General features: G+C 64.4%; 20 protein-coding genes and 1 rRNA gene. 13 read left to right on the plus strand and 8 right to left on the minus strand.

Features of this window, described 5'->3' with window-relative positions; translation table 11 throughout:
* Positions 1 to 75: ribosomal RNA gene (gene rrf / locus FRC98_RS19050) — 5S ribosomal RNA — on the plus strand; the annotation flags it as partial.
* Between the two features lie 820 nt (positions 76 to 895).
* Here rrf and FRC98_RS19055 read toward each other — a convergent pair.
* On the minus strand, positions 896 to 1,906 hold the full coding sequence (locus FRC98_RS19055; protein ID WP_146983038.1) for a coiled-coil domain-containing protein: 1,011 nt from the start codon (positions 1,904 to 1,906) through the stop codon (positions 896 to 898).
* Positions 1,907 to 2,228: 322 nt separating this feature from the next.
* Here FRC98_RS19055 and FRC98_RS19060 point away from each other — a divergent pair, with 322 nt between their 5' ends.
* The 5 genes from FRC98_RS19060 to FRC98_RS19080 all read left to right on the plus strand — a co-directional run bounded on the left by FRC98_RS19060 (position 2,229) and on the right by FRC98_RS19080 (position 8,677).
* A complete protein-coding gene (locus FRC98_RS19060; RefSeq protein WP_230467806.1) occupies positions 2,229 to 3,260 on the plus strand; it encodes a 3-oxoacyl-ACP synthase III in 1,032 nt (343 codons plus the stop codon).
* On the plus strand, positions 3,257 to 4,186 hold the full coding sequence (locus tag FRC98_RS19065) for an alpha/beta fold hydrolase (protein WP_230467807.1): 930 nt from the start codon (positions 3,257 to 3,259) through the stop codon (positions 4,184 to 4,186). Before FRC98_RS19060 ends, FRC98_RS19065 begins: the two co-directional genes overlap by 4 nt.
* Positions 4,183 to 5,880 (plus strand): fatty acid CoA ligase family protein, encoded by a 1,698-nt coding sequence (locus FRC98_RS19070; protein ID WP_146983039.1) that lies wholly within the window; start codon positions 4,183 to 4,185, stop codon positions 5,878 to 5,880. Before FRC98_RS19065 ends, FRC98_RS19070 begins: the two co-directional genes overlap by 4 nt.
* The gene (locus FRC98_RS19075) at positions 5,877 to 6,872 is read left to right on the plus strand and encodes an NAD-dependent epimerase/dehydratase family protein (protein ID WP_146983041.1); all 996 of its coding nucleotides are present in this window, start codon (positions 5,877 to 5,879) and stop codon (positions 6,870 to 6,872) included. Before FRC98_RS19070 ends, FRC98_RS19075 begins: the two co-directional genes overlap by 4 nt.
* Before the next feature lie 128 nt (positions 6,873 to 7,000).
* Entirely contained in the window at positions 7,001 to 8,677 is a 1,677-nt protein-coding gene (locus FRC98_RS19080) for a 1-acyl-sn-glycerol-3-phosphate acyltransferase (protein ID WP_146983042.1), read from the plus strand.
* Between the two features lie 265 nt (positions 8,678 to 8,942).
* Here the strand turns inward: FRC98_RS19080 and FRC98_RS19085 are convergent, their stop codons facing one another.
* From FRC98_RS19085 to FRC98_RS19105, 5 genes are all read right to left on the minus strand, one after another.
* The gene (locus FRC98_RS19085) at positions 8,943 to 9,752 is read right to left on the minus strand and encodes a DUF8740 domain-containing protein (RefSeq protein WP_146983044.1); all 810 of its coding nucleotides are present in this window, start codon (positions 9,750 to 9,752) and stop codon (positions 8,943 to 8,945) included.
* A 78-nt stretch (positions 9,753 to 9,830) separates the two neighbouring features.
* Complete coding sequence (locus FRC98_RS19090; protein WP_146983046.1) at positions 9,831 to 10,301, minus strand: hypothetical protein; 471 nt, start codon at positions 10,299 to 10,301, stop codon at positions 9,831 to 9,833.
* A gap of 370 nt (positions 10,302 to 10,671) precedes the next feature.
* Positions 10,672 to 11,508 (minus strand): DUF8740 domain-containing protein, encoded by an 837-nt coding sequence (locus FRC98_RS19095; protein ID WP_146983047.1) that lies wholly within the window; start codon positions 11,506 to 11,508, stop codon positions 10,672 to 10,674.
* A 70-nt stretch (positions 11,509 to 11,578) separates the two neighbouring features.
* Positions 11,579 to 12,019 (minus strand): hypothetical protein, encoded by a 441-nt coding sequence (locus FRC98_RS21790; protein ID WP_230467808.1) that lies wholly within the window; start codon positions 12,017 to 12,019, stop codon positions 11,579 to 11,581.
* 266 nt (positions 12,020 to 12,285) lie between these two features.
* Positions 12,286 to 14,877, minus strand: a complete 2,592-nt coding sequence (locus tag FRC98_RS19105; RefSeq protein ID WP_146983049.1) for a carboxypeptidase regulatory-like domain-containing protein — start codon at positions 14,875 to 14,877, stop codon at positions 12,286 to 12,288.
* A gap of 137 nt (positions 14,878 to 15,014) precedes the next feature.
* Between FRC98_RS19105 and FRC98_RS19110 the strand changes: the two genes are divergently transcribed.
* The 6 genes from FRC98_RS19110 (at position 15,015) to glmS (ending at position 23,353) form a co-directional block, all read left to right on the plus strand.
* The gene (locus FRC98_RS19110) at positions 15,015 to 16,013 is read left to right on the plus strand and encodes a YegS/Rv2252/BmrU family lipid kinase (protein ID WP_230467809.1); all 999 of its coding nucleotides are present in this window, start codon (positions 15,015 to 15,017) and stop codon (positions 16,011 to 16,013) included.
* A gap of 117 nt (positions 16,014 to 16,130) precedes the next feature.
* On the plus strand, positions 16,131 to 16,478 hold the full coding sequence (locus FRC98_RS19115; protein WP_146983053.1) for a histidine triad nucleotide-binding protein: 348 nt from the start codon (positions 16,131 to 16,133) through the stop codon (positions 16,476 to 16,478).
* Between the two features lie 124 nt (positions 16,479 to 16,602).
* Positions 16,603 to 17,736 (plus strand): thiolase family protein, encoded by a 1,134-nt coding sequence (locus FRC98_RS19120; protein WP_146983055.1) that lies wholly within the window; start codon positions 16,603 to 16,605, stop codon positions 17,734 to 17,736.
* 71 nt (positions 17,737 to 17,807) lie between these two features.
* A complete protein-coding gene (locus FRC98_RS19125) occupies positions 17,808 to 19,925 on the plus strand; it encodes an SDR family NAD(P)-dependent oxidoreductase (protein WP_230467810.1) in 2,118 nt (705 codons plus the stop codon).
* A 180-nt stretch (positions 19,926 to 20,105) separates the two neighbouring features.
* The gene (locus FRC98_RS19130; RefSeq protein ID WP_146983058.1) at positions 20,106 to 21,308 is read left to right on the plus strand and encodes a hypothetical protein; all 1,203 of its coding nucleotides are present in this window, start codon (positions 20,106 to 20,108) and stop codon (positions 21,306 to 21,308) included.
* Between the two features lie 209 nt (positions 21,309 to 21,517).
* Entirely contained in the window at positions 21,518 to 23,353 is a 1,836-nt protein-coding gene (gene glmS, locus FRC98_RS19135) for a glutamine--fructose-6-phosphate transaminase (isomerizing) (protein WP_146983059.1), read from the plus strand.
* Between the two features lie 37 nt (positions 23,354 to 23,390).
* Here glmS and FRC98_RS19140 read toward each other — a convergent pair whose 3' ends face one another.
* Positions 23,391 to 24,113: a hypothetical protein gene (locus FRC98_RS19140; RefSeq protein WP_146983061.1), complete on the minus strand. Its 723-nt coding sequence runs from the start codon at positions 24,111 to 24,113 to the stop codon at positions 23,391 to 23,393.
* The gene (locus tag FRC98_RS19145; protein ID WP_146983063.1) at positions 24,110 to 25,144 is read right to left on the minus strand and encodes an MBL fold metallo-hydrolase; all 1,035 of its coding nucleotides are present in this window, start codon (positions 25,142 to 25,144) and stop codon (positions 24,110 to 24,112) included. Before FRC98_RS19145 ends, FRC98_RS19140 begins: the two co-directional genes overlap by 4 nt.
* A 262-nt stretch (positions 25,145 to 25,406) precedes the next feature.
* Here FRC98_RS19145 and FRC98_RS19150 point away from each other — a divergent pair, with 262 nt between their 5' ends.
* Entirely contained in the window at positions 25,407 to 26,411 is a 1,005-nt protein-coding gene (locus FRC98_RS19150) for a hypothetical protein (protein WP_146983064.1), read from the plus strand.
* Positions 26,412 to 26,639 lie beyond the last annotated feature (228 nt).

Here is a 26,639-nt window from a genome sequence, read left to right on the forward strand (position 1 = left end):
AACTCGGAAGTTAAGCTCTCCAGCGCCGATGGTACTGCGACCGAGAGGTCGTGGGAGAGTAGGTCGCTGCCAACCCTTTATTTAAAAAAGCCCGCCCCGTTCTGCGTAAGTAGAGCGGGGCGGGTTTTTTTTGTTTTTTGGTCAGGAGAGAGCGGTGGGGATGGGGGGAGAGCGGGAAATCGAAGATGGGATTGGGAGGTGGAGTGTGGGGAGAGGGTGTTGTGATGCGTGTACTGAGGCCGGGCGTTTAATGTGGGGCAAGCGGTACCGGGTGCCAGCCACCCGATCGCGATAGCTGTGCGCGTGCCAGATATCCGCTCTAACGGAACGAATCCGGGTGCTGTTTGGGTGCCTGGCATCCGGTTTTATGCAACGAGTCCGAGTGTCAGGCCTCCGTTCTTAACCCTGTGTGTGGGGCGCTGCGCACGTGACTTTGAACGCTGCGTGCGGGTGCCAGGCATTCGGACGTAGACGACCTGCCCGAGTGCCAGGCCCCCGATCTTGAACGCTGCGTGCGGGTTCCAGGCATTCGGACGTAGACGACCTGCCCGAGTGCCAGGCACCCGATCTTGAACGCTGTGTGGGGAAGCGCCGCGCACCCGATCCTGAACCCTGTGTGCCGGTGCCAGGCATTCGGACGTAGACGACCTACACGAGTGGCAGGCACCCGATCTTGGGTCTTAGATAACCTGCCCGAGTGCCAGGCACCCGATCTTGAACGCTGTGTGCGGGTGCAACGAGACCGGGTGCCAGGCACCCGATCTCAGGCAACCTGCACGACTGCCTGGCACCCTGACAGAATTGAGTCACTACCGAGTTTCGCCTGGCAAGGGGCACAAAAAAAACCGCCCGGTCGCCCGGGCGGCTTGTGACTTGCTTCTACGCGCGATGTGGGTCAGGACTTCGCCTCGCTGCCCTCAACCTTCTCCGCGTCTTCGGTCTTCTCGACGTCTTCAGCCGTCTCGACCTTCGGGGCGGTTTCGGACTTCGGAGCCTCGTCGGTCGACTCGACCGCGGGCGTTTTTTCGGCCGTCTCAGCGGGAGCGGGCGCTTCCTTGACGTCCTCGACCGCCGCCGGGGCGGGAGCTTCTTCGGCGCTGCTGGCCTTCTCGACCTTCTCGGCCTGCTCGCCGGCGAAGCCGGCGCGCTTAAGCTCCTCTTCGAGCAGCTCGATGCGCTCGCGGGCCGCGTCGAGCTGACGCTGGGTGACCTTGTACGCTTTGTCGTTGTTGTCGGCGCGGCGGCGCTGCTTGTCGACCTCGCGGGCGGTCTTGTTGAGCTTACGCTTCAAGTCCTGCTCGGCGCCGCGGACCTCGTCGGCCTGGGCCTTGTTCTGCGACTCGATGCGGGCGCGCAGACGTTCGATCTCGTCGCGCTGGCGAGCGAGCTCGTCGGTGTCGAACTCGACCTTCTCGGGGGTGGCGGCAGCGGGTGCGGCTTTGGCCTCGGCGACTTTGGCCTGGGCTTCGGCGCGGACGGCGCTGACGCGCTGGTCGGCGTTGGCGAGTTTGGCTTTGAGGTCGGCGATCTCGGCGCGGGCTTCCACGAGCGCGGTCTGATCGACGCCGGCGGCTTCTTCGCGGGCCTTGCGGGCACTCTGGCGCGATTCTTTCAGCTCGTTTTTGAGCTCATAGACCTGCGACTTGAGCGATTTGGTCTCGGCCTGAGCTTCGGAGAGTTCTTTTTCCAGGCGGCTGGTGTCAGCGGAGGGAGCGGCGTTTGCGGTCTTGTCGCTCTCGATCTTTTTGGTGGATTTGGATCCTTCTTTCTTTTCGAGCTTCTTCTCGCGAGCTTCCAGGTCGGCCAGGCCGGCGAGGTAGGCGCGCTTGGTGCGGTTGCCTTCCATAAAGAGGACGATGCCGGCGATGAAGCCGACGACCCCGATGGCGATGTAGAGAATTTCCATGACGTTCCCTGCGTGGCGCCGCTCGTCGAGTTCGGCGCGGTCGGTAAAGGCGGCGGTGGACCAGCTGTAAACAAGGAGGAGGCCTGCGCGATGCGACGAGCCACCTGACGTGGGACGTCCTCCCCGGCTGCGCCGACCAGGAGGTTATGGGCTCGGCAGATCTTCAGACCCCTGATGGCCGCAAGAGCGAGCAAATTCGGGCATAAAGACGCGTGGTCTTAACACCGGGCGTCTTTTAGCGTCAAGGCGGCCGGCCTGCAGATCGCCTTGATAGGCCGGGGGGCGGCGGGCATACTCCCGCGCACAGACGAGGTGGAGTTCGATGAGTGTGGTGAAGTTTGAGAATGTGGCGGTGGCGGGGTTGGCTGAGATGCGGGCTCCCCGGGCGATAAGTTCCGCGGAGATCGAGTCGAGGCTTGAGCCAGCGCTTAAGCGGGCCGGCCTGCCGACGCGGGGGCTTATCTACCAGCTCACCGGCATCGCCGAGAGACGGGTGTGGCCTGAGGGCGTGATGGCGAGTGTACCGGCGGCGATGGCCGGGCGGCGCGCGCTGGAGCGCTCCGGGGTGGAACGCGAGAAGATCGGGGTGTTGATCAGCACCTCGGTTTGCCGCGATTTTGTAGAACCTTCGGTTGCCTCGATGGTGCATCGCAGCCTGGAGCTGGGATCGCATTGTCTGAACTTCGATGTGGGCAACGCCTGCCTGGGCTTTTTGAACGGCATTCAGATCGTGGGGGATATGATCGAGCGGGGCTCGATTGACTACGGGATGGTCGTCAATGGCGAGTCTAGCCTGGAGGTGATTGAGGCGACGATCGCGCGGCTGAACCAGCCCGACTTCCCGGTGGAGAAGATGCGCGACCAGCTCGCCACGCTGACCCTGGGTTCGGGGGCGGCGGCGATGGTGTTGGGCCGACGCGATTTTCTCAGCGTCGATGCCCCCCGGGTGGTGGGCGCGGTCACCGAGTCAGCGAGCGAGCATAATGAGCTCTGCCGCGGGCAGCGCGACTGGATGGAGACCGATGCGGCGATGTTGCTCCTTCGTGGCGTGGAGCTCGGGCAGAAGACTTTTGCCCGCGCGACCGAGGAGCTGGGATGGTCGCCCGAGGTGCTCGACCTTGTGTGCGCCCACCAGGTCAGCGCGGTGCATATGACGCGGGTGGCCGAGGCGCTTCAGCTCGATCGCGAGCGTTTTTTGAAGATTTACCACGACCACGGAAACGTCGGCCCGGCGTCGATTCCTATCGCGCTGGCGAAGGCGGTGGGGCAGGGGCGCGTGCAGCGTGGCGACAGGGTGGGGCTTATGGGGATTGGCAGCGGATTAAACTGTTCGATGATGGAGATTGCGTTTTGACCCAACCACAGCTTCACCCGAGCCAGGAGGCTGTGAGCCCCTCGCTTTACCCGTATTCGCCGAACTTTCATCAGGTCGAAGGCGGCCACAACCTTCATTATGTCGATGAGGGTGAGGGGCCGGCGGTGTTGATGGTGCATGGTAACCCGACCTGGTCCTTCTATTATCGCAACCTCATTGAGGCGTTGCGTGGGGAGCATCGCACCATTGCGCCGGATCACATCGGGTGTGGGCGCTCCGATAAGCCGAGCGCCGAGGCGTACCCGTATACGCTGGAGCGTCGCGTCGAAGATCTGGAGAGCCTCGTCAAAGCGCTCAATCTCAGTGCGCCGCTGACGCTGGTGCTGCACGACTGGGGCGGGATGATCGGGATGACCTTTGCGGCCCGAAACCCGCAGCTGGTCGGGCGCATTGTGCTCTTGAATACGGCGGCGTTTCATCTTCCCAAGACCAAGCGTTTTCCGCTGCCGCTCAAAGTTGCGCGCGACACGGCGGTGGGCTCGGTGCTCGTCAAAAAGCTCAACGCCTTCAGCCGCACAGCCTCCCGCGTATGTGTGACCTCGCCGCTTCCTGCGGAGGTGCGGAAGGCGTATGAGGCGCCCTACGATACGCCGGAGAATCGCATCGCCACGCTGCGTTTTGTGCAGGATATCCCGCTTTCGCCAGGTGATTCCGGCTATGAGCTGGTCAGTGAGATCGAGGCGGCGCTGCCTTCGCTGGGCGATCGTCCGATCTTCATCGGCTGGGGGTATAAGGATTTTGTCTTCGACCGGCACTTCCTGGCGCGCTGGAAAGAGATCTACCCGCAGGCGACCTACGCCGAGTATCCGGAGGCGGGGCATTATGTGCTGGAAGATCGTCGCGACGATCTGATCCCGAAGATCATGGACTTTATTAAGAGCACCGACGCCTGGGAGGGCGCATGAGCGCACCGGCGAGCACCAGCGATGCGAGTAAGGCGGAGGCGCCCGATCCGAACATCGCCCGGGCGATCAGCGCGATGGCGCAGGCGATGCCCGATGCGCCGGCGATTCATTTTCCGACCTCGCGCGCGCCCGATGGCACCTGGCGCTACGAGACGACCTCGTATGCCGAGCTGGATCGGGCCAGCGATGAGATCGCCGCCGGGCTGCACGCCATCGGCGTGGTGCCAGGCACCCGCGCGGTGCTGATGGTCAAGCCCTCGATGCCCTTTTTTGCGCTGACCTTCGGGCTCTTTAAGGCCGGAGTGGTGCCGGTGATTGTGGACCCGGGGATGGGGCTCAAAAACCTGAAGGTGTGTCTGGCCGAGGCGGAGCCGCAGGCCTTTATCGGCATCCCCACGGCCCATGCTGCACGGCTGGCGCTGGGGTGGGGGCGCGGCACGATTGAGCATTGTGTGACGGTGGGGCGGCGCTGGTTGTGGGGCGGGTTTACGCTCGATCAGGTGCGTCAGAAGGGGGCGGCCGCCGAGGGCTGGGAGCCGCCGCGCGTGAAGCCCGATGATATGGCGGCGATCCTCTTTACCTCCGGGAGCACCGGGGTGCCCAAGGGGGCGGTGTACTCGCACGGCAACTTTGCGGCGCAGGTGGCGCTGATCAAGGCGACTTATACGATTGAGCCCGGTGAGATCGATCTTCCGACCTTCCCGCTCTTTGCGCTCTTTGATCCGGCGTTGGGCATGACGACGGTGGTGCCGGATATGGATTTTGCGAATCCGGGCAAGGTCGATCCGCGCAACCTCATTGAGCCCATCCGACAGATGGGCATCACCAACATGTTTGGCTCGCCGGCGGTGCTCAACAAACTCGGGCGCTTTGGGGAGGCCGAGGGCGTGAGGCTGCCCGGGCTCAAGCGGGTGATCTCGGCCGGGGCGCCGGTGCCGGCAGTGACCTTGAGGCGCGTCAAAGCGATGCTCGATGGGTCGGCGCAGATCTTTACGCCTTACGGTGCGACGGAGTCGTTGCCGGTGGCCTCGATCGGCAGTGACATGATCCTGGGGGAGACGGCTCAAGCCACCGATGATGGGAAGGGCGTGTGTGTGGGTTATCCGGTCGAGGGCGTGGAGGTGCAGGTTATCGCCATCACCGATGATCCGATTGCGACCTGGGAAGATGCGCAGGTGCTCAAGCCCGGTGAGATTGGCGAGTTTGTGGTGAAGGGGCCGCAGGTCACCCGCGCCTATTATAATCGCGACGCATCTACGCGCGGCGCGAAGATCGCCGACGGCCAGGATGTGCGCCATCGTATGGGCGATGTGGGGTATTTTGACGATCAGGGGCGCATGTGGTTCTGCGGGCGCAAGACCCACCGGGTGGTGCTCAATGAGACGCGCACGATGTTCACGATCCCGGTGGAGGGGATCTTCAACACGCATCCGGCGGTCTTTCGCACGGCGCTGGTCGGGGTGAAGCGTGCGGGTAGGGTGGTGCCGGTCTTATGCGTGGAGCTTGAGGCGGAGCACCAGGGGGCGGTGCGCGATAAGGTGCGCGAGGAACTTCTGGCCCTGGGCGCAAAGCATGAGCTGACACGCGAGATTGAGGAGGTGCTCTTTCATTCGGGCTTTCCGGTGGATGTGCGCCACAATTCGAAGATCTTTCGAGAGGCGCTCACCGAGTGGGCGCGGGAGCAGCTGGCATGAAGGTTCTGGTCACCGGTGGCGGCGGATTTCTTGGCGAGGCGATCGTCGATCAGTTGCTCGCGCGTGGCGATGAGGTTCGCTCGCTGGCCCGGGGCGACTATCCCAACCTGCGGGCGAAGGGCGTCGAGGTGATGCGCGGCGATCTTGCCGACGCCGAGGTTGTGTCAGCGGCGGTGGAGGGCTGCGAGGAGGTCTACCACGTCGCAGCGCGCGCCGGCGTCTGGGGGCCTTATGAGGCGTATTACCAGGCCAATGTGGTGGGCACCGAGAACATCATCGCGGCCTGCCGCGCCCACAACATTCCTCGCCTGATCTTCACGAGCTCGCCAAGTGTGGTCTACGGCGATGCGCCGCTGGAGGGGGTCGATGAGTCGGTGCCCTACCCCGCGAGCTATCTGACGGCGTACCCCGAGACCAAAGCGATGGCCGAGAAGGCGGTGCTTGCGGCCAACAGCGACGCGCTCAAGACGGTGTCGCTGCGCCCGCATCTGATCTGGGGGCCGGGGGATAACCATCTTGTGCCGCGCATCATCGATCGGGCGCGGCGTGGCAAGCTCAAGCGGGTGGGCGACGGCAAAGCCCTGGTGGACTCGGTCTATGTGGAGGACGCCGCGCGCGCGCATCTGCTGGCGGCCGAGGCGCTGGCAACACACGGAAAACCCGCCGGTAAGCCCTACTTCATCACCCAGGATGAGCCGGTGGCGGTGGGGGAGCTCATCGACAAGATCCTGGTCAGCGGGGGGCTTGAGCCGCTTAAAGCGCAGGTGCCCGCAGGCGTGGCCTACGCGGTGGGTTGGGCGATGGAGACGGCGTATAAGGCGCTTGGCAAGCGCGAGGAGCCCTTGATGACGCGATTTCTCGCCAAACAGCTCTCGACCGCGCATTACTTCGACATCTCGGCGGCGCGCGAGGATTTCGGCTACGTGCCGCAGCGCACCATCGATGAGGGGATGGTCGAGCTGGGCGCGTGGATTCGCAAGGCCGGGATCTGAGCGCGGTGCCAGGCCACCGATCTTCGGGAAGATGCAGGTGAGGCCTGGCGTGTGCGCCGCGTTGCCAGCCTGCGGTAGCAGGTCTAGGATGAGCGGCCGAACTCACCGATTGCGCCCTGAGGCCCCCGATGTTTGATGCATGGACGAGGCAGGATGAATCGCCGCTCTTTCGCCTGGCGAGTGAGCGTTCGCAGCTTGTGGCCGAGGTCAGCCGGCGCGCGTTCAACGACTTTGTGCGCGCCTCGCGCGATGCGCGGGGGGCAGGCATTGAGTACGTGCTTAACGACGCGGCCTACCAGGAGATCGCGCGGCTGCAGCGGGAGCGCGGCGCCGAGGAGGAGGTGCGTTCGATCGCCTGGTGGCGCAACATGTCGCGGCGTCTGGCGACGATGCCCGAGCCCAAGAAGCGCGAGATCCTCTGGAAACTCGTCGAGAGCTACGCCGACGATCTTGCCGGCCGCTTTAACCCCTGGGTCTACAAGATGGCCACCGGGGCGCTGCCCATCGGGTTGAGCTTTTTGTTCAAGGCTCAGGACCTGCCGCGGGTGGCGACGATGCCCACGCGGGTCGGGGAGCTGCGGGAGACCCTCTCGCATGTCCGTGACCTGACGCAGCGGGTGGTGTTGCAGGGGGATCTGGCCACATTGCGGGTGCTCGCCAGGAAGGGGACGCTGGTCTTTGTGCCGACGCATAGCTCCAACATGGACTCGATCCTGGTGGGGTGGGCGCTCTATGAGGCGGGGCTTCCGCCGGTGACGTACGGGGCGGGTAAGAACCTCTTTACCAACCCCCTGATGAGCTTCTTCATGCATAATCTGGGGGCGTATAAGGTCGATCGTCGCCTTCAGCATCGACTTTATAAAGATGTGCTCAAGACTTACTCGCAGGTCTTGATCGAGCGTGGGTATCACAGCCTCTTTTTCCCGGGGGGCACGCGCAGCCGCTCCAACGCGGTGGAGCAGCACTTAAAGCTGGGGCTTCTGGGCACGGCGCTCCGCGGCTACATCCACAGCTTGATGCGCGATCCGCAGGCGAAGCCGGTGTATATTGTGCCGCTGACGATCAACTACAACCTGGTGTTGGAGGCCGACAGCCTGATCCAGGATCATTTTAAACGCGAGGGTAAGGGGCGCTATCTGCTGGAGAACGATGAGTTCAACCAGCTCTCGGCGATCACGCGTTTTGTGATGAACACGATGAAGATGGACTCCACCACGATCCTGCGTTTTGGGGAGCCGCTGGACACCTTCGGCAACCGGGTGAAGGTCGACGGGGAGAGCTACGATAGCCGGGGGCGCCGGGTGAGCCGCATCGATTATGTGCGCTCAGCGCGCACTGGAGAGGTGGTGGAGGATGCGGCGCGTGACCGTCAGTACACCCGTCACACGGGTGAGCGCATCGCCGCGGCCTTTCTGGAGCATACGGTGCTTATGCCCACCCAGGTGGTGAGCTGGGTGCTTTTTGATCTTCTGCAGCGCCGCTTCCCCGGCTGGGACGTGTACCGGTTGGTGCGCTTTGGCTCTGAGGAGATTCTGCCCTGGGAGGAAGTCCACCGAGGGGTGGAGCAGGCGCTTCAGAGCCTCAAGAAGTTGGAACGCGCGGGGAAGGTGCAGCTTTCGCCATTTTTGCACGAGGCTGCCCCCGACCGCGTGGTCTACGAGGGGTTGGAGTACCTGCGGATGTACCACGTGCCCGAGGTGGTCAAATCCTGGGCCGACGGGGTGATGCTGCAGAAGCTCGAAGTGATCTATTTCTATGGCAACCGGGTGCGTCCTTTTGAAGATGCGATGCGCGCCCAGGGTTAAGTTCGCGTGATCGGGTGCCAGGCGACCGAACGTTTTTTGCAAGCTCGAATGCGTGATCGGGTGCCAGGCGACCGATCATTTTTTGTAAGCTCGAATGCGTGATCGGGTGCCAGGCGACCGAACATTTTTTGTAAGAGTGCCTGGCACCCCACCAAGAACATCAAAACCCGCCGCCGGCGATGCCGGGGCGGGTTTTGATGTGCGGGCTGCAGGGTACAGGCGTCCTAAAACGCCTTAGCTCGGCGCAGGATTGGGGGGCTCAAGATCACTGCGGCAGGATGTGGCCAACCAGGGTGTTGTCACACTGAGGAGCGACGGGCCAGGGGTTGGGGGGAGGCGGCGGGCAAACCTGTCCAATCGGGCAAGGATTAAAGATGACTGGTGCCCACGTGCACGAACAATTTCCGGCACAGTCGCGTGTGCGAAATTCATTAATCCCGCTGCATGTGTTGTTGCAGGTACCGGCGTGTTTTTGATTCGCGTAGCATTTGCTGTTGAACGAAAGCGTCCCGGGACGCGCATCGCAGTAGCCGTTGGTCACCCGGTAGATGGGCTGCGCGCCGTCGATCGCATCGAGATCGACAGAGTCGGCGGCGAGCATGCCGGCGGTGATGGAGGCCGCCTCGTCGCGGGGGACGAAGTCGAGGGGGTTGAAGCCGTCGAGTTCGGCGGCGACGTCGGCCACTGCGGCGCTGTTGGCGCGCGCGGCGTAGGGCACCGAGCCCAGGGCCATGCGCGGGCTCATCTCGCTGTCGGTGCCGACTTTGATGCCGAGAGAGAGCTCGGTGTACTGCGCAAAAAGCTCAGCGTCGAGGGTCTCGACCGAGCCGACGTAGTGGGTGAAGGCGCCATTGTCGATGGTGACGGTGGCGAGCTCGGTGAAGACGTCGGTTTCGGACGCATCGTAGAGGCGAAAGCGGATGTCGAGTTCGCCATCGATGGGCTCGCCATCGGCGTCGGTCAGGTAGCCCTGGACCGGGTAGTGCGCCGGGGTTTCAGCGAGCGCGGAGGGCAGCGCAAGAGCGGTGGCGGCCAGCGCAGCGGCCAGGCTGGTGAGCAATTTTGAGGTGTTCATCGGGGTCTCCCGTGGTTCTTTCGAGGTCTGCCAGGTGCAGGCGAAGCTCGATAAGGTCATTGTTTTAAAACATTCACATCAGTTGCCGGCGGCGGTGGCCGGTCGGGCTTTGTAGCTTGCGCCCTCTGCGGGAGCCGCGGTCGGAGCGCCGAGGTTGAGGCGAAGCTGGTAGCTCTCCGAGCTGGCTTTCTGAGCGCCGGCGCTCTGCTGGACGATGGAGCCGACCTGCGGAGCCGGCTCGGGATCGCTGCCGGTGTCTTCTTCCGGGTCGGGGTCGTTGCCGGTGTCTTCTTCCGGGTCGGGGTCGCTGCCGGTGTCTTCTTCCGGGTCGGGATCGTTGCCGGTGTCTTCTTCGGGATCAGGATCAGGGTCGGGATCGTTTCCGGTGTCTTCTTCCGGGTCGGGATCGTTGCCGGTGTCCTCGTCAACCTGGTCATCGGGGGTGGGCTGACGGTTGGCGGTGTCGCCGACGTTGCAGGCGCTGGCCATGAGCAACGCGCTCAAGAGCAGCGCGAGCCAGCCGGCTTTTCGGCCAAAGTTGTAGCGCATTGAGACTCCTTGAAGGTGGTTCGGAATCAACATTCTGGAACGAAGTAGTGTCAGCAAAGCAAAAGCGCGCGCCGGGATCAAGAGAGGCGCTGACTTATCGGTCAAGAGTGCTTGGAGGACACTGCTTTGCGGTGAGCGCTTGCTGCGTTGCGTCAATTGAATGTGACGTTAAGCAAAGCAGGCGCGAAAATCAAAGGGTGATTTTTGCGAAGTGGGTCGAGCGATCAGACGGAGGCGCGAAGCCCAGGCTCACGTCCAAGAACGCTGAAACCCGCCACTGGATAGGCCAGGGCGGGCTTCGGGATGCGGGTTGCAGGGTTAAGGCGCGCTTAAGGCGTCTTGGCATTTTGCAGCAGTGATGGGCGAGGCATCACTGGGGCAGGATGTGGCCGACCAGGGTGTTGTCGCAGCGGTCGATGTGGGTCCAGGGCGTGGGGCCCGGGCAGGGGATGCCCGGTCGCGGGATGCAGAGGACCTGGTTGCTGGCGCACACGCAGCCGCCTGAGCAGTCACGGGCACGGCGGTAACCCGTCAGGCAGAGGTTTGTGCAGCTATCGACGTTGCGCTGGGAGGCGTAGCAGGTGCTGGTGAAGGAGAGCGTGCCGGGCGACTCATTGCAGTAGTGGTTTGTCACCCGATAGATGGGAAGCGCGCCATCGACGGCGTCGACATCGACGGAGTCTGCGGCGAGCATGCCGGGAGTGACGGCGCCGGCCTCATTGCGGGGGACGAAGTCGAGGGGGTTGAAGCCGTCGAGGGCCATCGCGGTGTCGGCGGTGGTGGCGTTGGTAGCCTGGGTGGCCAGGTCGGCCACCGCCGCGCTGCTGGCGCGCGCGGCGTAGGGCACCGAGCCCAGGGCCATGCGCGGGCTCATCTCGCTGTCGGTGCCCACCTTGATGCCCAGGGTCATGGAGGGGGCCGAGGCGAAGAAGTCGGGCGAAAGGGCCTGCTCGCTGCCCAGGTAGTAGGTAAAGGCGCCCTGGTCGACGGTGACTTCGACGATCTCGCTCCAGAGCGCGGTCTCATCGCCTTCCTGGTAGATGGAAAAACGCATGTCGACCTGCCCGTCGATGGGGGCGCCGTCGGCGTCGGTCAGGTAACCCTGGACCGGGAAGAGGGCCGGGGTGTCAGCGAGCGCGGCGGGCAGCGCAAGAGCGGTTGCGGCAAGGGCGGCGGTGAGGCCGGTGAGCAGTCTGGAGGTGTTCATGGTGTTCTCCCCTGGGTTGAGTTCTGTCTGGAAGGTGCAGACAGGGTTGAGTGCAATGGTCAGGTCAACATCAGTTGCCGTGGCTCACGGTGGGTCGGGCGTTGTAGCTTGCGCTCTGTGCGGGAGCTGCGGTCGGAGCGCCGAGGTTGAGGCGAAGCTGGTAGCTCTCCGAGCTCGCTTTCTGAGCGCCGGCGCTCTGCTGAACGATGGAGCCGACTTGCGGGGCCGGCTCGGGATCGCCGCCGGTGTCTTCTTCGGGATCGGGGTCAGGGTCGTTGCCGGCGTCGTCCTCCGGATCAGGGTCAGGATCGCTGCCGGTGTCCTCTTCCGGATCCGGGTCAGGGTCGTTGCCGGTGTCCTCGTCGGGGTCGTTGCCGGTGTCCTCGCCCACCTGCTCATCTGTCGAGGTCTGGCTGCTTGTGGGGTCGGTGGTGTTGCAGGCGGTGGCCATGAGCAACGCGCTTAAGAGCAGCGCGAGCAAGGCCGGCGTCGGGCCGAAAGAATTGCGCATAGAGACTCCTCCTTAATGGGGCGGACACGCCACGCTGGAATGAAGAAGAGGCAGCAGAGCACGGGCGGCGGCATCGCTGAATGGCGGCGTTGGCCACCGTGCGAAAGCGCCTTCGGGGCGCTCTTCATCGAAGAGCGCCGACTGGTTACGTCAATTGATTGTGACGCTAAGCAAAACAGGCGCGAAAATCAAAGGGTGATTTTCGCGCCTGTTGAGGCTTCTGCGCGGCGTCTCAGAGAGTAAGACGCCGCGTGATGTGGCTGTGGTCAGGGCATGTTCACGGTGACATTGGTGGTCTGGTCGGCATGGACCACGATGTCGTGGGTGTGGGTGAGGTGGAACGTTCCGGCGGTCGCGCCTTCGATGTAGACGCCGACTTCCCACTCCCCGGCCGGGACATTCTGCAGGTTAAAGGTACCGCTGGAGGTGGTCAGCACGGCGGGCACGGTGGTGTTGATGAGCCCGCGGTTGAGCGAGATGGTGGCGTTGGCCACAGGTTGCCCGCTGCTGTCGGTCACAATGCCGCTGACCGAGCCCTGGCCCGGATCGTCGCCGATGCGCAGCACGTAGGTGGAGGAGCTGCGGTTGAGGTAGCCCATGGTGTCGACCGAGACCAGGTGGAAGGCCCAGATACCGGGCTCCAGATCGGCCAGCAGGATCTGCTTCTGGTCGACGGGAAGCGCCAAGTCGTCGTGGGTGGGGACGGTGTCGCCATAACGGTCGACGACGTAGCGGTAGCCGGTGAAGTTGCTCTCGTCGTGGCGATCGGTCCAGCGGATGAAGGCGTCGTCGTTGTTGTAGAACTGCCTCTGGTTGGCGTGGGTGTCGCTGGAGAGGGTGGGCGGCCCGTCGGTCAGGCGCACCGTAAAGTGCGTGGGGGACTCGCCGACCTCAAAGCCGCTGTCGACGGAGGTGATGTGGAGGTAGTTGTCGCCGGCGGAGACGTCCTCGCGGGAGTAGGTGATCACATCCTGATCGGTGAACTGGCCGTTGGAGGGAGTGACCCGGGTGTAGGGGCTGCGATCGAGGCGGTGGTAGTAGCCCTGAAGGTTGGGGAAGGGGCGCTCCCAGCTGAGCGCGATGGTGTCGAAGTCGTCGTTGTAGACGCGGCCGCTGACCGGGTGGGTGGAGCTGAAAAGTTGCAGCGGGGGCAGGATGTCTTGCGTGACCACGCCGGTGATGGTGCCGGTGACGTCGATGCTCTCGCCATAGAAGAGTTTGACGCGGCCGTCGCCACCGATTCCGCCTTCGGCGGAGTCCCCACCTTCGGTGCTGACGGTACCGGAGATCGTCAGGTCGTTTGCAGCCAGGCGGATGCCACCGCCGGAGCCTCCGCCACCGTCGTAGGAAGGGGAATATGGAGCGTCCTGACCGTTGGCCTGAACGCTGCCCTCAATGAGGATAGTGCCGGCTTCCAGGCTCAGGCGCCCGCCACCCAGGCCTCCTAAGTGTTCGGTGCTGTTGGCGCTGTAGCCCTTGCCTCCGCGGCTGCCGAAGCTGACCTCGGAGGTGGGTTCGCTACCGAAGGTGCTACCTGCGGACGTGCAGAGGAAGCCGGTGCCTCGAGTCCCGTAGCTTCCGCCGCTTCCGTCGGTGTAGCTGTAATCACTGCTGCAGTAGCGTCCGTCACGACCGCGCCCGCGGGGATCGTCTCCGGTGGGGGACATTACGATGGAGCCGCCTAACTCCACATGAATGGAGCTTGCGCGGATGGTCAGATCGCCTGTGGGGCTGGTGACGGTGACGCCGGGACGTATGATAAAGGGGCCATTGACGATGATGAGCCCGTCGAGGTTGGTGTCGGCGGTGATGTCGAGCTCATCAAGCGCGCAGGTTGCGGCGGTGATGTCGCAACTTCCAGCGCAAGTTTCAGCGACTTCCCATGCGGTGCCGGCGCTGTTGCAGGTTTCGACGTTCTGGCCGTTGCAGCGCTGCTGGCCGGGCTCACAGGCGCCGGTGCACAGGCCCGCGTCGCAGCCAACAGCGCAGGTGGCCACGTGCAGATACGCGGTGCCGGTGGCGTTGCAGAGCTCGGCGACCTGTCCGTTGCAGCGGCGGGCGCCGGGCTGGCAGCTGACCTCATCGTCGCACTGGCCGGCCGAGCAGCTTAAGGGGCAGGACTGGCTTGCGACCCACTGGCCGCTCTGGCAGGTCTCGACGCTTGCGGCGTCGGCCGAGCAACGCTCCTCGCCATCGGTGCAGCCGATGCAGATGCCGTCTTCGCAGGTGAGGTTTTCGCCGCAGCTCTCGGTGGCCGACCAGTCCAGACATCCTGTGTTTTGCGTTTCACAGGCCTGGAAGGCGCCCTCGCCGTCGCAGCGAAGTTCGCCCTCGGTGCAGGCATCCTCACAGCTCGACTGGCACTGGCCGCCGGAGCAGATCAGGTCGTCTTCGCAGGATTCAACCTCAGACCACTCCGGGCAGCCGTCGACATTTTCGACGCAGGTGCGCACGCCGTCGCCGGAGCACTCGCTGCTGCCGAACTCGCAGATCTCGTCGCAGCCGGCGGCGCAGCGCCCGCCGGTGCAGACCTCGTCGTCCTGGCAGGCCACCGGGTCGGCCCACTGCGCGCAGCCTTGCAGGCTCACGCAGCTCTGCGCGCCCTCCTCGGTGCAGCGCGAGGTGCCTGGCGTGCAGACGTCGCAATCGCCCGTGTCGCCTGGATCTTCGGAATCACCGGGATCTTCGGCATCACCGGGATCGTCAGTATCGGTGCCGACATCAGTGAGGTCACCGGCGTCGGGGGTGTTGGCCCCGCCATCGCCCGAGCCACAGGCTGCCAGCGCCGCGCCAAGCGAGACCACCATCAGGCTCGTCAGCAGCTGCTGACGAACACGTCGAAAAAGTTCAGCGTTCATCTTATTCTCCAGGGCCGTCGCAGAAGGGGGCGACGAGAAAAAATTTTGAAAAGCACGCGTGGCGCGAAGGTTAGAGCGATACGAGCAACATTTCAAACTGCGCACCGGTTGCGCGCTCACTTGCGATGAGGTTGGCGATGATTCAACAAAACGCGACGATCTACATGGTGCTCAACCCGAGTTCGGCGGCCGATGAGGCGCTGCGCGAGCTGGTGAGCGAACTTCGCGAGGGGGGGTATAGGGTGTGTCCGCGCTGCACCTGGGAGGAGGGTGACGGCGCGCGCGCGGTGGCCGAGGCAGCCGCAGACAACGCACAGCTTGTGGTGGCCTGCGGCGGCGACGGCACTCTGCACGAGGTGGCCAACGCGTTGATGACACTCGATGCGGCTCAGCGCCCGGCGATGGCGGGGCTTCCTTATGGCACGGGTAACGACTTTTTGACGGCGCTGGGCGTCGACCCGAAAAGTGGCGCTGCGCAGCTTGCTGACTGGCTTGGTGGCGAGCCCTGGCCTGTGGATGTGGGGCGCATCAACGATCGCCACTTTATCAATATGGCCACCGCGGGGGTGGGCGCGACGGTCACCGCCGAGACCTCCCGTGGCTTTAAAGATGTGGCCGGAAGTCTGGCCTATTTTGTCAAAGCCATTCCCGCGGCCTTTGATATGCCGGTGCATCATCTTAACGCCCGCGCCCCGGGGCTGGAGTGGGAGGGGGAGGCGGCGTTTATCTTTGTGGGAAATGGCCCGCAGTCCGGCGGTGGCTGGAACTTCTGCCCGGCGGCCCAGATCGACGATGGGCTGCTCGATCTGGTGATCGTGCCGGCGATGGGGCTCACCGAGATGATCGCGCAGATGCGCGAGCTGGTGAAACAGCCCGACGCTGTCGATTGTCATGACATCATCTACCGTCAGGTCAAAGAGGCGCATCTTCGTTTTGAAGAAGAGGTGCCCCTGAACCTCGACGGGGAGAGTTTTCCCGGGCAGGAGTTCAAGTTCTCGGTGATTCCGGGAGTTCTTTCTTTTCTGGGCCCGCGCGCGCCGACGGTCTCCGCGGAGGATGATGGTGCAGAGAGCGACCAGGGTGGCGCGAAGGTTCTGGGCGAAGAAGGCGAAATTCGGCCAGATCCGCGCGCTTGAAACAAGATGTGAACTCGTTTGGCAAAGTGGTGCGGCGAGCCTATGGTTTGTCGGCACCGAGGAACATGTGTGCAGGATCGGGGGATGAAAGCGTTGATAACTGCGTCAGGAGATGATGTGAGCGACGAGACGATTTTTTCGAAAATCATTCGCGGGGAGCTCCCCTGCGACAAGGTCTATGAGACCGACGAGGTGCTGGCGTTTCGGGATATCAACCCGGCCGCGCCGGTGCACGTGCTGGTGATTCCCAAAAAGCCCATCGTTAACGTGGGTCATGCTGAGGAGGATGACGCGCTGCTTCTCGGCAAGCTGATGCTCGCTGCAAAAGAGGTCGCGCGTCTGGAGGGCCTTGAGGAGAGCGGCTTTCGGCTGGTGGTCAACAACGGCGCGGAGGTGGGGCAGACCGTCTTTCATCTGCACGTGCATGTGCTGGGCGGGCGCGACTTCTCCTGGCCGCCGGGCTGAGCCTGACAGGCCCGTGGGAAGACGATGTGGCGTTGAGAAAGCGGCGATGAGGCCCGGCCGTGCGAGGGTGAGTTGCGCGCGTCTGCGGCGTTGAGATGGCGACGTATATAAAGGGAGTTGGGTGATGGCAGAAGCCTATGTGTATGAAGCGGTGCGAAGCCCCATCGGGCGTCGAAAGGGCGGGCTTTCGGAGGTGCGCCCCGATGAGCTGGCTGCGGCGGTGTTGCGCGCGCTTGTGGAGCGGGCCGGGGTGGATGCGGCCGAGATCGAAGATGTGATCATGGGCTGTGTGACCCAGCTCGGGGAGCAGGGGCTCAACATCGCGCGTAATGCGACGCTGGTGGCGGGCTTTCCGATCACGGTCTGCGGCACCACCGTCAACCGGATGTGCGGCTCAAGCCTGACCACCATCAACTTCGCGGCACAGGCGGTGATGAGCGGCGCGCACGATCTTGTGGTGGGTGCCGGCGTGGAGTCGATGAGCCGGGTGGCGATGGGCTCGGACAGCGGCCCCTTAAGCGATCTTCTCACCGATCGTTTCGACATCGTCTCCCAGGGGGTGAGCGCGGATCTGATCGCGGAGCGCTGGGGCTTAAGCCGCAAGATGCTCGACGAGCTGGCGGTGGAGAGCCACCGCCGCGCCCTCTCAGCGATCGAGGAAGGGCGTTTTGAGCGCGAGATCGCCCCGGTTTTCGGTCTTTCTCAGGATGAGGGGCCGCGGGCCGACTCGACCTATGAGCGGGTGGCGAAGTTGCGTCCGGCCTTTCAGAAAGAGGGCGTGATCACGGCGGCAAGCTCCAGCCAGATCTCCGACGGGGCGGCGGCGGTGCTCATCGGTTCGGCGGAAGCTGGCGAGCGCCTGGGGCTGAAACCTCGGGCGCGGGTGCGCTCGATGGCGCTGGCCGGCGTGGACCCGACGATCATGCTCACCGGTCCGATTCCTGCGACCGAGAAGGCGCTTAAAAAAGCCGGGCTTGGCATGGAAGATATTGATCTTTTCGAGGTCAACGAGGCCTTTGCCTCGGTGGTGCTGGCCTGGGCCAGAGAGCTGGGTGGCTCCGATGGGATGGGGGCGCTCCTGGAGCGCACCAACGTCAATGGCGGCGCGATGGCGCTGGGGCATCCGCTGGGATGTTCGGGGGCGCGTCTGCTGACGACGCTTCTGCATGAGATGGAGCGTCGGGATGTGGAGCTGGGGCTGGCGACGCTTTGCATCGGGTTTGGGCAGGCAGTGGCTACGGTGATCGAGCGGGTCTGAGCGCGACTTCCGTGCGATGTGATGCGACGTCGAGGATGCCTTCTTGGGGCAGGGATACGAGAGGAGTGAAGATGGGTGCGTTTGATGGAAAGGTTGCGCTGGTCACCGGCGCCGGCGGCGGGTTGGGACGCGCGTACGCGCTGGCGCTGGCGAAGGAAGGGGCGGCGGTGGTGGTCAACGATCTGGGTGTGAGCCGCCACGGTGAGGATGAGGGGCAGGCCCTGGCCGAGAAGGTCGTCGACGAGATCAAAGCGCTGGGCGGCAAGGCCGTGGCCGACCGCGGTTCGGTCTCCAGCGCGGACGATGCGCAGGCGATGATTGCGCGTGCCATCGAGAACTTTGGGCGTTTGGATATTGTGATCAACAACGCCGGCATTCTGCGCGACAAGACGCTGGTGCGCATGGATGAGGCGATGTGGGATCAGGTCATTGATGTGCATCTTAAGGGCACCTTCCTGGTCACGAAGTTCGCTGTGGAGGCCATGATCAAGGCCGGCCAGGGCGGACGCATCATCAACACCTCCTCCTATGCGGGCCTTAAGGGCAACTTCGGGCAGACCAACTACGGCGCGGCCAAGGCGGGGATTGCAGGGCTTACGCGCGTGGTGGCGCTGGAGTGTGCTCGCTACAAGATCACCTGCAACGCGATCGCGCCGGTGGCCAAGACCCGCATGACCGAAGAGCTCGATATGGTGCCCGAGAGCTATGCGGCCGAAGACGTCGCGCCGCTGGTGATGTGGCTCGCGAGTGAGGAGGCCGCCGGGGTTTCGGGGCGAGTGTTTGGAGCGCATGGTCGCCACTATTTTGAGTATGTGGTGGAGACGACGCCCGGGGTGGAGCGGGAGGCGGCCTGGACGTTGGAGGCGGTCGGCAAGAACTTTGAGGCCATCACCGCGCCGGCCGGCACCGGCGGGGAGGCCGCCGGCGAAGATGCCGCAAAAGCGCGCGCGATCTTTGAGGCGCTCCCGCAGGTCTTCGACAGCGAGGCCGGCGCCAGCTGGGACGCCGGGCTGGTCTTTGCGGTGCGCGGCGCCGGCACGTACGGGCTGCGCGTGGCGGGTGGGAGCGCATCGTTTGTGGAGGGCAAGCCCGATAAAGTGAGCGCGAAGGTGGAGTTCGACAGCCCGCAGACGCTCATTGAGCTTGCCGCCGGCCAGCTCTCGGCACAGAAGGCTTTTATGGCCGGGAAGATCAAAGCCGATAATATGGGGGCGTTGATGAAGTTCGCATCCTACTTCGACCTTCAGGCCGCCGGGGCGATCGCCGGTGGCGAGTCGAAGGAAGATGCACAAGCAAGGAGCGCTGTTTCGGAGGGGGGCGGTGAAGGGGCCGAAGGCCCCAACGGGGAGGTTGTGGGCAAAACGTTCAAGATGCCCGCGCGTCACCTCAAGCCTTCCGAGATGATCGCGTATGCGGAGGCGGTCGATGATCGCCAGGCGCGCTACTTGAGCGAAGAGGCCGAGGGGGGGCTTGTGGCCGCGCCGCTCTTTGCGGTGCAGCCGCTCATTGGCGCGCTGGAGGCGGCGATGAGTGATGATGAGCTCAACGCCGATATGCTGCGCCTGGTGCACGGGGAGCAGGAGATGATCTTCCACGATGTGCTGCGCCCCTGGGATCTCGTCTCGCCGCGTTCGGAGATCGCGTCGGTGGAGGAGAAGTCGTCGGGGTGGCTCATTGAGGTGCGTCAGCGCCTGATGCGGGAGGGGGAAGTTGTGGTGGAGGCGTCGAGCGCGCTCTTTGTGCGTAAGCCTTCGGATGGCTCGAACACGAAGAAGAACAACGACTCGAAGAAGGCGCGCGCTGGCGAGGAGGAGCGGGAGTCGCCGGAGGTTGTGTTTAGCCAGGAGCAGGTGGTGGCCGAGGATCAGCCCCGGCGTTACGCGGCGGCCTCGGGCGATCATAACCCCATTCACGTCGATGAGGAGGTGGCCCGCGCAGCGGGGCTTCCGGATGTGATCTTACACGGGCTCTGCACCATGGCTTTTGCGGCGCGCGCAGCGGTGGAGGGCGTGGCTGACGGACGCGTCGAGGGGCTCAAGCGCATGAAGGTGCGTTTTGCGCGGCCGGTGTTCCGCGGGCAGCAGCTGACGACGCGCATCTGGGAGGTGGAGCCGGGGCGATATGGCCTGGAGACGCTCAACGAGAAAGGCCAGCCGGTGTTGACGCACGGAGAAGTTGAGATTGGCTGAGCCTGATGTGCGCCGCGGCGCGATGACGCGCCGCGGCGTTTGCAATGTGTTTGAGGCCGCGGCTACCATTCGAGCATCGCGACGACGATGCGCAGCAGTTGATTTTACACGATCGCCACCGGCCGCCTTCGGGCAGCGCCGCGGCATGATGAACGGGTTTTGGGCATGAGAGAGCGGGTGATGAAAAAGCAGCGTAACCTTATCGGGCTGGCGATCTTAGCTGCCGGTGTGATGTTCACCGGCGCCTGCTCCGGCGATGACGTCGGCGGCACCGACACTCCCGAGACCGACGTTGTGGCCGACAGTGGTGATGACGCAGGCGATGCCGGCGGCGATACGACGCCCGATGGCGGCGAAGACACCGATACCGCCGGAGAGCCCGACGGTGGCGATGTCGACGTGCCCGATGCCGAAGTGCCGGATGCCGACGTCGATCCGGGACCCGATGAGGATGATTATCCTCCGGTCGAGTGCGCCTATCCTTCCGAGGATGAGAGCTGCCCCGATGGTCCTTTTGGGCCGGGGACTTATTTTTCGAAGTTTGAGATCGTGACCGATAAGACCTGCTGCGCCGACATCGATGGCGACGGGTCGATCGACAACTACCTGGGCAACGATGTGGTGGGCACGCTCGGGCCGCTGCTCGGTGGCGATGTGAATGGAAACATCCAGCTCGCCATCGACAACGGGCTGCTTATGTACTTGATGGAGGCTCGCAGCTGGGGCAACACCGCCTACGACTCCAGCCTGGAGCTGAAGGTTCTCGAAGGGGACTACTCGGAAGAGACGCCGCAGACCAACCTCTCGGGGGAGGGCTCGGTGTACGTGAGCGCGGAGAGCTATGATGAGGATGGCGCGCCGCGCTTTGGTTTCACCTCGGCTCGGGTCGATGAGGGCGGGGTGTTGCGCGCCAGCGGCGGCAGCCTTAACGCGCGTTTTCCCGGGATGATCGAGGCGATCGACCTGGAGCTGACCGATGTGAGCATTCGCGCGCAGGTGGCCGAGGACCCGCAGGCGAATCTGCAGGCCGGCGGAGGATTTGCGCTGGTGGACGGCGAGCTCTCCGGGGTGTTGATGCGCGACCGGTTCTTTGAGTCGATGAATGAGGCGGCGCTGGAGTGTGAGTGCATTCAGGATACCCTGCCGCTCTTTACGTATGTGGGAACGGGCATAAACGATCGTTACCAGTGCTCGCTGGCCTCCTCCGATGTTGAGAATTGCCAGACGGCCTCCGAGGCCTGCCGTACCCTGGCCAATAACACGCTCTGTGGCGGGTTGGCCGGGCTCTCGGGGTTGGCCGACATTGAGACCGACGAGGGGCGCGCGTTCAGCATCGGGGTGCGCTTTGAGACAGTGCCCACCGAGCTTGTGGAGTTGCCCTGAGGGTTGTTTTGTCGGGGCGTCACCTTGGCAGGTGAGAAGTGCCTCGAAGTTGTGTTAGAAGCGGGGCGGTCGTAAGGCCGCCCCGTGCTGTTTAGGTCGTGTACGTTATCAGTGCGGGGGAGGTCGGGTGCTCGCCAGGTTGTGGCGAGTGGTGCCGGCCAGTTCGACGACAGGGATGTCCGGAGAGCGGATCACAGAGCGAGGACTCTATGTGTGGAATCGTGGGGTATGTTGGGGAGCAGACGTGCAGCGACATTCTGCTCAGCGGACTTCGAAAGTTGGAGTATCGCGGCTATGACTCGGCGGGCATCGCGATCGCCGATGACGAGGGGCAGGTCCAGATCTGCCGCGCCGAGGGCAAGCTGGCGCGTCTGGAGGCAGCGTACCATCGCGAGCCTTTTGACGGCAGCATCGGACTGGGGCACACGCGCTGGGCGACCCACGGGCGACCCACCGAGCTCAACGCCCACCCGCACCGCGCCGGCCAGGTGGTGGTGGCGCATAACGGCATCATCGAAAACTACCTGGAGCTCAAAGATGAGCTGCGCGCCCGCGGTCGGGAGTTCTCCAGTGAGACCGACACCGAGGTGGTGGCGCACCTGATCGACGACGCGCTGGAGCAAGGCGCGACCAGTCTGCATCAAGCCACCTGCCAGGCGCTGGAGCGCATTGAGGGCTCGTACGCGCTGCTGGTGATGCGCAGCGAGAACCCCGAGGAGCTCGTGGTGGCGCGTTTTGCCTCGCCGATGGTGGTGGCGCGCGGAAGCTCCGGGGCGTTTGCGGCTTCGGATGTGCCGGCGGTGCTCAGCCACACCCGCGACTTTATCTTCCTGGAAGATGGCGACACCGCGGTGCTCAGCCGCCAGGGCATCGAGATCTTCGATGCGGCGTGCGCACCTGTGGAGCGGCCGGTCAAGACGATCAGCTGGGACCCGATCTCGGCGGAGAAGCAGGGCTACAAGCACTTTATGCTCAAGGAGATCTTTGAGCAGCCGGCGCGTATCATCGACACCCTGCGCGGACGCGTGAGCGTGGAGCGCGGGGAGGTGAACCTGCCGGAGCTTGCGCTTGATGAAGACGCGGTCAAAGCCATCGATAAGATCGTGTTTGTGGCCTGCGGCACCAGCTTCTTTGCCGCGCAGGTGGGGCGCTACATGATCGAGCAGCACGCCCGCATTCCGGTGGAGGTGGAGCTGGCCAGTGAGTTCCGCTACCGCGATCCGATCGTCAGCGCCAACACTGTGGTCATCGGCGTGAGCCAGTCTGGCGAGACGGCCGATACGCTGGCGGCGCTGCGCGAGGCGCGCGCGCTGGGCGCGCGCACGCTCTGCGTCTGCAACGTGATCGAGTCCACGATCGCTCGCGAGAGCGACGGGGTGCTCTACACGCACGCCGGCCCTGAAATTGGCGTGGCCAGCACCAAAGCGTTCACCACGCAGCTGGCGGCGATGGGGATGCTGGCGATCTGTCTGGGCCGGCTGCGCGGCACGCTCGCCACCGAAGACGCCCGCAAGCTCATCGAAGCGCTGCGTGAGGTGCCCGCCGAGATGGAGGTGATGCTGCGCGATATGACGCCTTATGAGGCGATTGCCCGGCAGTTCTCCAAAGCGCACTCCTTCCTCTACCTGGGGCGTGGCAACCAGTTCCCGATCGCGGCGGAGGGCGCGCTTAAGCTCAAAGAGATCAGCTACATTCACGCCGAAGGTTATGCCGCCGGCGAGATGAAGCACGGGCCGATCGCGCTGATCGACAAGCAGCTTCCGGTCGTGGTGCTCTGCCCCAAAAACCGGGTCTACGAGAAGACGGCTTCCAACCTCGAAGAGGTTCGCGCGCGCGGTGGTCGCATCATCGCCATCGGTAATGAGGGCGATGAGCGGCTGGATCAATTTGCCGATGTGGTCATTCGACTTCCGGAGGCCGCCGAATTTGTGCAGCCGCTGATCTCGGTGGTCGCCGTGCAGCTGATCGCCTACCACATCGCCGACTTCAAAGGCACCGACGTGGACCAGCCTCGCAACCTCGCCAAGAGCGTGACGGTGGAGTGAGGTTTTTCGTCTGGCACCCGCGCCTTTTTTCATTTTTTCATTCAGGCGCGGGTGCTGATTGCGCGGGTGCCAGGCCTTCGTACATGTCGCTGAAGTTGCCAGAATGCGCGGGTGCCAGGCACTCGGACATGTCACCGAAGTTGCCAGAATGCGCGGGTGCCAGGCACTCGGACATGTCGCCGAAGTTGCCAGAATGCGCGGGTGCCAGGCACTCGTACATCTCGCCGAAGTTGCCAGAGTGCACGGGTGCCAGGCACTCGGACATGTCGCCGAAGTTGCCAGAATGCGCGGGTGCCAGGCACTCGTACATCTCGCCGAAGTTGCCAGAGTGCACGGGTGCCAGGCACTCGGACATGTCGCCGAAGTTGCCAGAATGCGCGGGTGCCAGGCACTCGTACATCTCGCCGAAGTTGCCAGAGTGCACGGGTGCCAGGCACTCGGACATGTCGCCGAAGTTGCCAGAATGCGCGGGTGCCAGGCACTCGTACATCTCGCCGAAGTTGCCAGAATGCGCGGGTGCCAGGCACTTGTACATGTCGCCGAAGTTGCCAGAATGCGCGGGTGCCAGGCACTTGTACATGTCGCCGAAGTTGTCTGATTGCGCGGGTGCCAGGCACTCGGACATGTCGCCGAAGTTGTCTGATTGCGCGGGTGCCAGGCACTCGTACATGTCGCCGAAGTTGCCAGAATGCGCGGGTGCCAGGCACTCGGACATGTCGGCGAAGTTGTCTGATTGCGCGGGTGCCAGGCACCCGATCACCCCCGGCCTCGATACAAGGGCCCGCGCGCATCTTCGACGAGCTCGGCCTCGCCGCGTACGACCATGCGCTGGAGGTGGGTGTCGGTGTTGGCGATTTGCACCCACCAGCGGGAGACGGGCTCCAGAGCTTTGCCGCCCGCCATCTTCAGCGCCAGGGTGTAGAGGTCGGTGGGGGCGGGGCTCAGCGCCTGGCGGAGGTTGAGGTCGAGTGAGGCCACCTGATCGCGGGAGCGCGCCACGGCGCGGGCGATGTCTTCGCCGCGCTGGTGGGTGCCGTGGCCGGTGAGCAGCAGCTCGGCGGGCAGACGGGCGATGCGTTGCAGGCTCTCTTCGTAGAGGGTGAGGTCGTCGCCCATCGCGCGGCTTAAGGGGCTGGGCATCGCCAGCAGAAGATCGCCGGAGAAGAGCCAGCGTCGGGAGGGCTCCCAGAGCGCCAGGTGGCTGGGGTCGTGGCCGCGGGCATCGAGGAGTTCCAGGCGCAGCGCGCCAACCTTCACCGTCTCGCCAACCTCGTAGCGGCGAGTGTGGGTGAGCGCGCCGGGCCCGAAGAGCTCGAGCATGCGCGCACCCCCGGCGCTCCGACCGGTCCGCTCTTTAAGAATCTGGGAGCGCTGCGGCTCCGCAAAGGCCGCCTCCACCCAGGGCGTCCAGTCGTTGACGCGGTCCTGGTAATGGTGCCAGCGCTCAAGCTCGGGCTCCACCCAGGGCCAGATCATATGCGGCGCCTCACTGCGCCGCTGCAACAGCACCGCAGCCCCCATATGATCGACGTGGCTGTGCGTGTAGAGCCAGTGCGTCACCGCCTTAATGCCCCCGAAGCCCAGATCGCTCAGGGCGTCTTCGAGAAGTTGCACCTCCCAGGGCCAGCCCGGATCGATGACGGCCAGCGTATCGCGGTGGCGGTAGACAAAGGTGTTGACCAGCAGGCTTCCCACCGGGTTCTTCAGTCGCAGACGCCACAGGTCGTCTTCGATGCGTACGGAACTTCCCCAGGGTTTGCGAAGGTAGGTCTCGGTCGATGTGTCGCTCAAGGTGGTGCCTCGATGGTGCGCAGGTGTGAAGCGGGGAGGACGCCTCGGAACGGGGCGTCGCGGGGGAGGGCAGACCTACACCCGGGGCTTTGGTCTTGCCAAGTGGCGAGTCGCCGGGCGATCGCATAAAGTGGAAGAAGACGAAGACACGGATACGTCAGCCGACGTTACGGGGCCCGGGGCCGCGTCATGGCCGTGGCTGGCGAGGCAAAACGATGGGCGACCGGGGTGCATTTCGGTGGCGCACTGCAATGAGGCGATGATGGCAACGTGGCGGATGATTGGCGTGGTGATGTTGGCGCTCGGGCTGGGTGCTGCGGCTTGCAGCTTTGATCCTCAAGGCGGTGAGTTTCGGCCGGAGGAAGACACCGGCTGGAACCTCGAAGATCCGGGCGACGCCGACTCTCAAGACGCCCCGGACGAGGATGATGACGCCGATTCTTCCGATCCGGGGGACACCGACCCCGGCGCTCCGGATGCCGATTCCGGCACTCCCGACGCCGCAGTCCCAGACACCGACCAACCCGACGTCGGCCAGCCCGATGCCGCCCAGCCCGACGCCGATGTTCCAGACGCAGACCAGCCCGACGCCACCGACCCGGGCCTTGAGATCTGCGAGGGCCAGGAGGTGAACCTCGCCAATGATCCGAACCACTGTGGGAGCTGCGGTAACGCCTGCGACGCGGAGTTCGGCGTGTGCAACAACGGCCAGTGCGGCTGCACCGGCACCATGGAAGCCTGCGGCAGCGAGAACGCCTGCCAGGAAGTGTTGCGCGACGCCGACAACTGCGGCGGCTGCGGCGAAGTCTGCCCGGCCGGCGCGTTCTGCGACCTGGGCCAGTGCTCCTGCCGGCCCGGCTACACCCTCTGCGACGGGGAGTGCGTGGACCTTGAGGCCGACGCTCGTCATTGCGGCAGCTGCGGCACAAGCTGCGGGCTGGGCCACTGCAAAGAGGGCGCGTGCGGAAGCGGCGGGTGCGGCTTTGGCTGGATCGAATGCTCCCAGGGCGAAGGTCTCTCCTGCCTTCCGGGGTTGCAGCAGGTCGACCCGCTCTACTGCGGGCCACGGCCCCTGGGCGGGCAGCCCTGCGGGGAGGTCTGTGAGGCCAGCGAGGTCTGCGCGCTGGGCATTACCGGCGCCGAATGTCGGGGTGTGCGCCCGGCCCGCGACTGCCTCAACTGCCCCTGCGATGATTGCGGCGATGGCGAGCGTTGCCGCGACGATATCGCCTCCCTCTCTCCGGGGGCCTACTGCGTGACGCAGTGAGGGCGACGTCTTTCCCCCGCGCGTGGCGGGCGTGCGGGGGTGGAGCGATAATACTCCACAAAATTTGACAGAGGATGGCCGGCTGTTACACTGGTCGACCGGCGTTGGTGCTTCCGCTGACTCAGCGGTCACTCCCGAGGATGGCTTTTTCAACGCGCCGTCGATTTGCCCGCAGCCGCCATTCTCGTTGGCTGGAGGACGCCGTCTTAAGGCGCCTCCACCGCTCCC

The sequence above is a fragment of the Lujinxingia vulgaris genome, from assembly GCF_007997015.1.
Classification (GTDB): Bacteria; Myxococcota_A; Bradymonadia; order Bradymonadales; family Bradymonadaceae; genus Lujinxingia; species Lujinxingia vulgaris.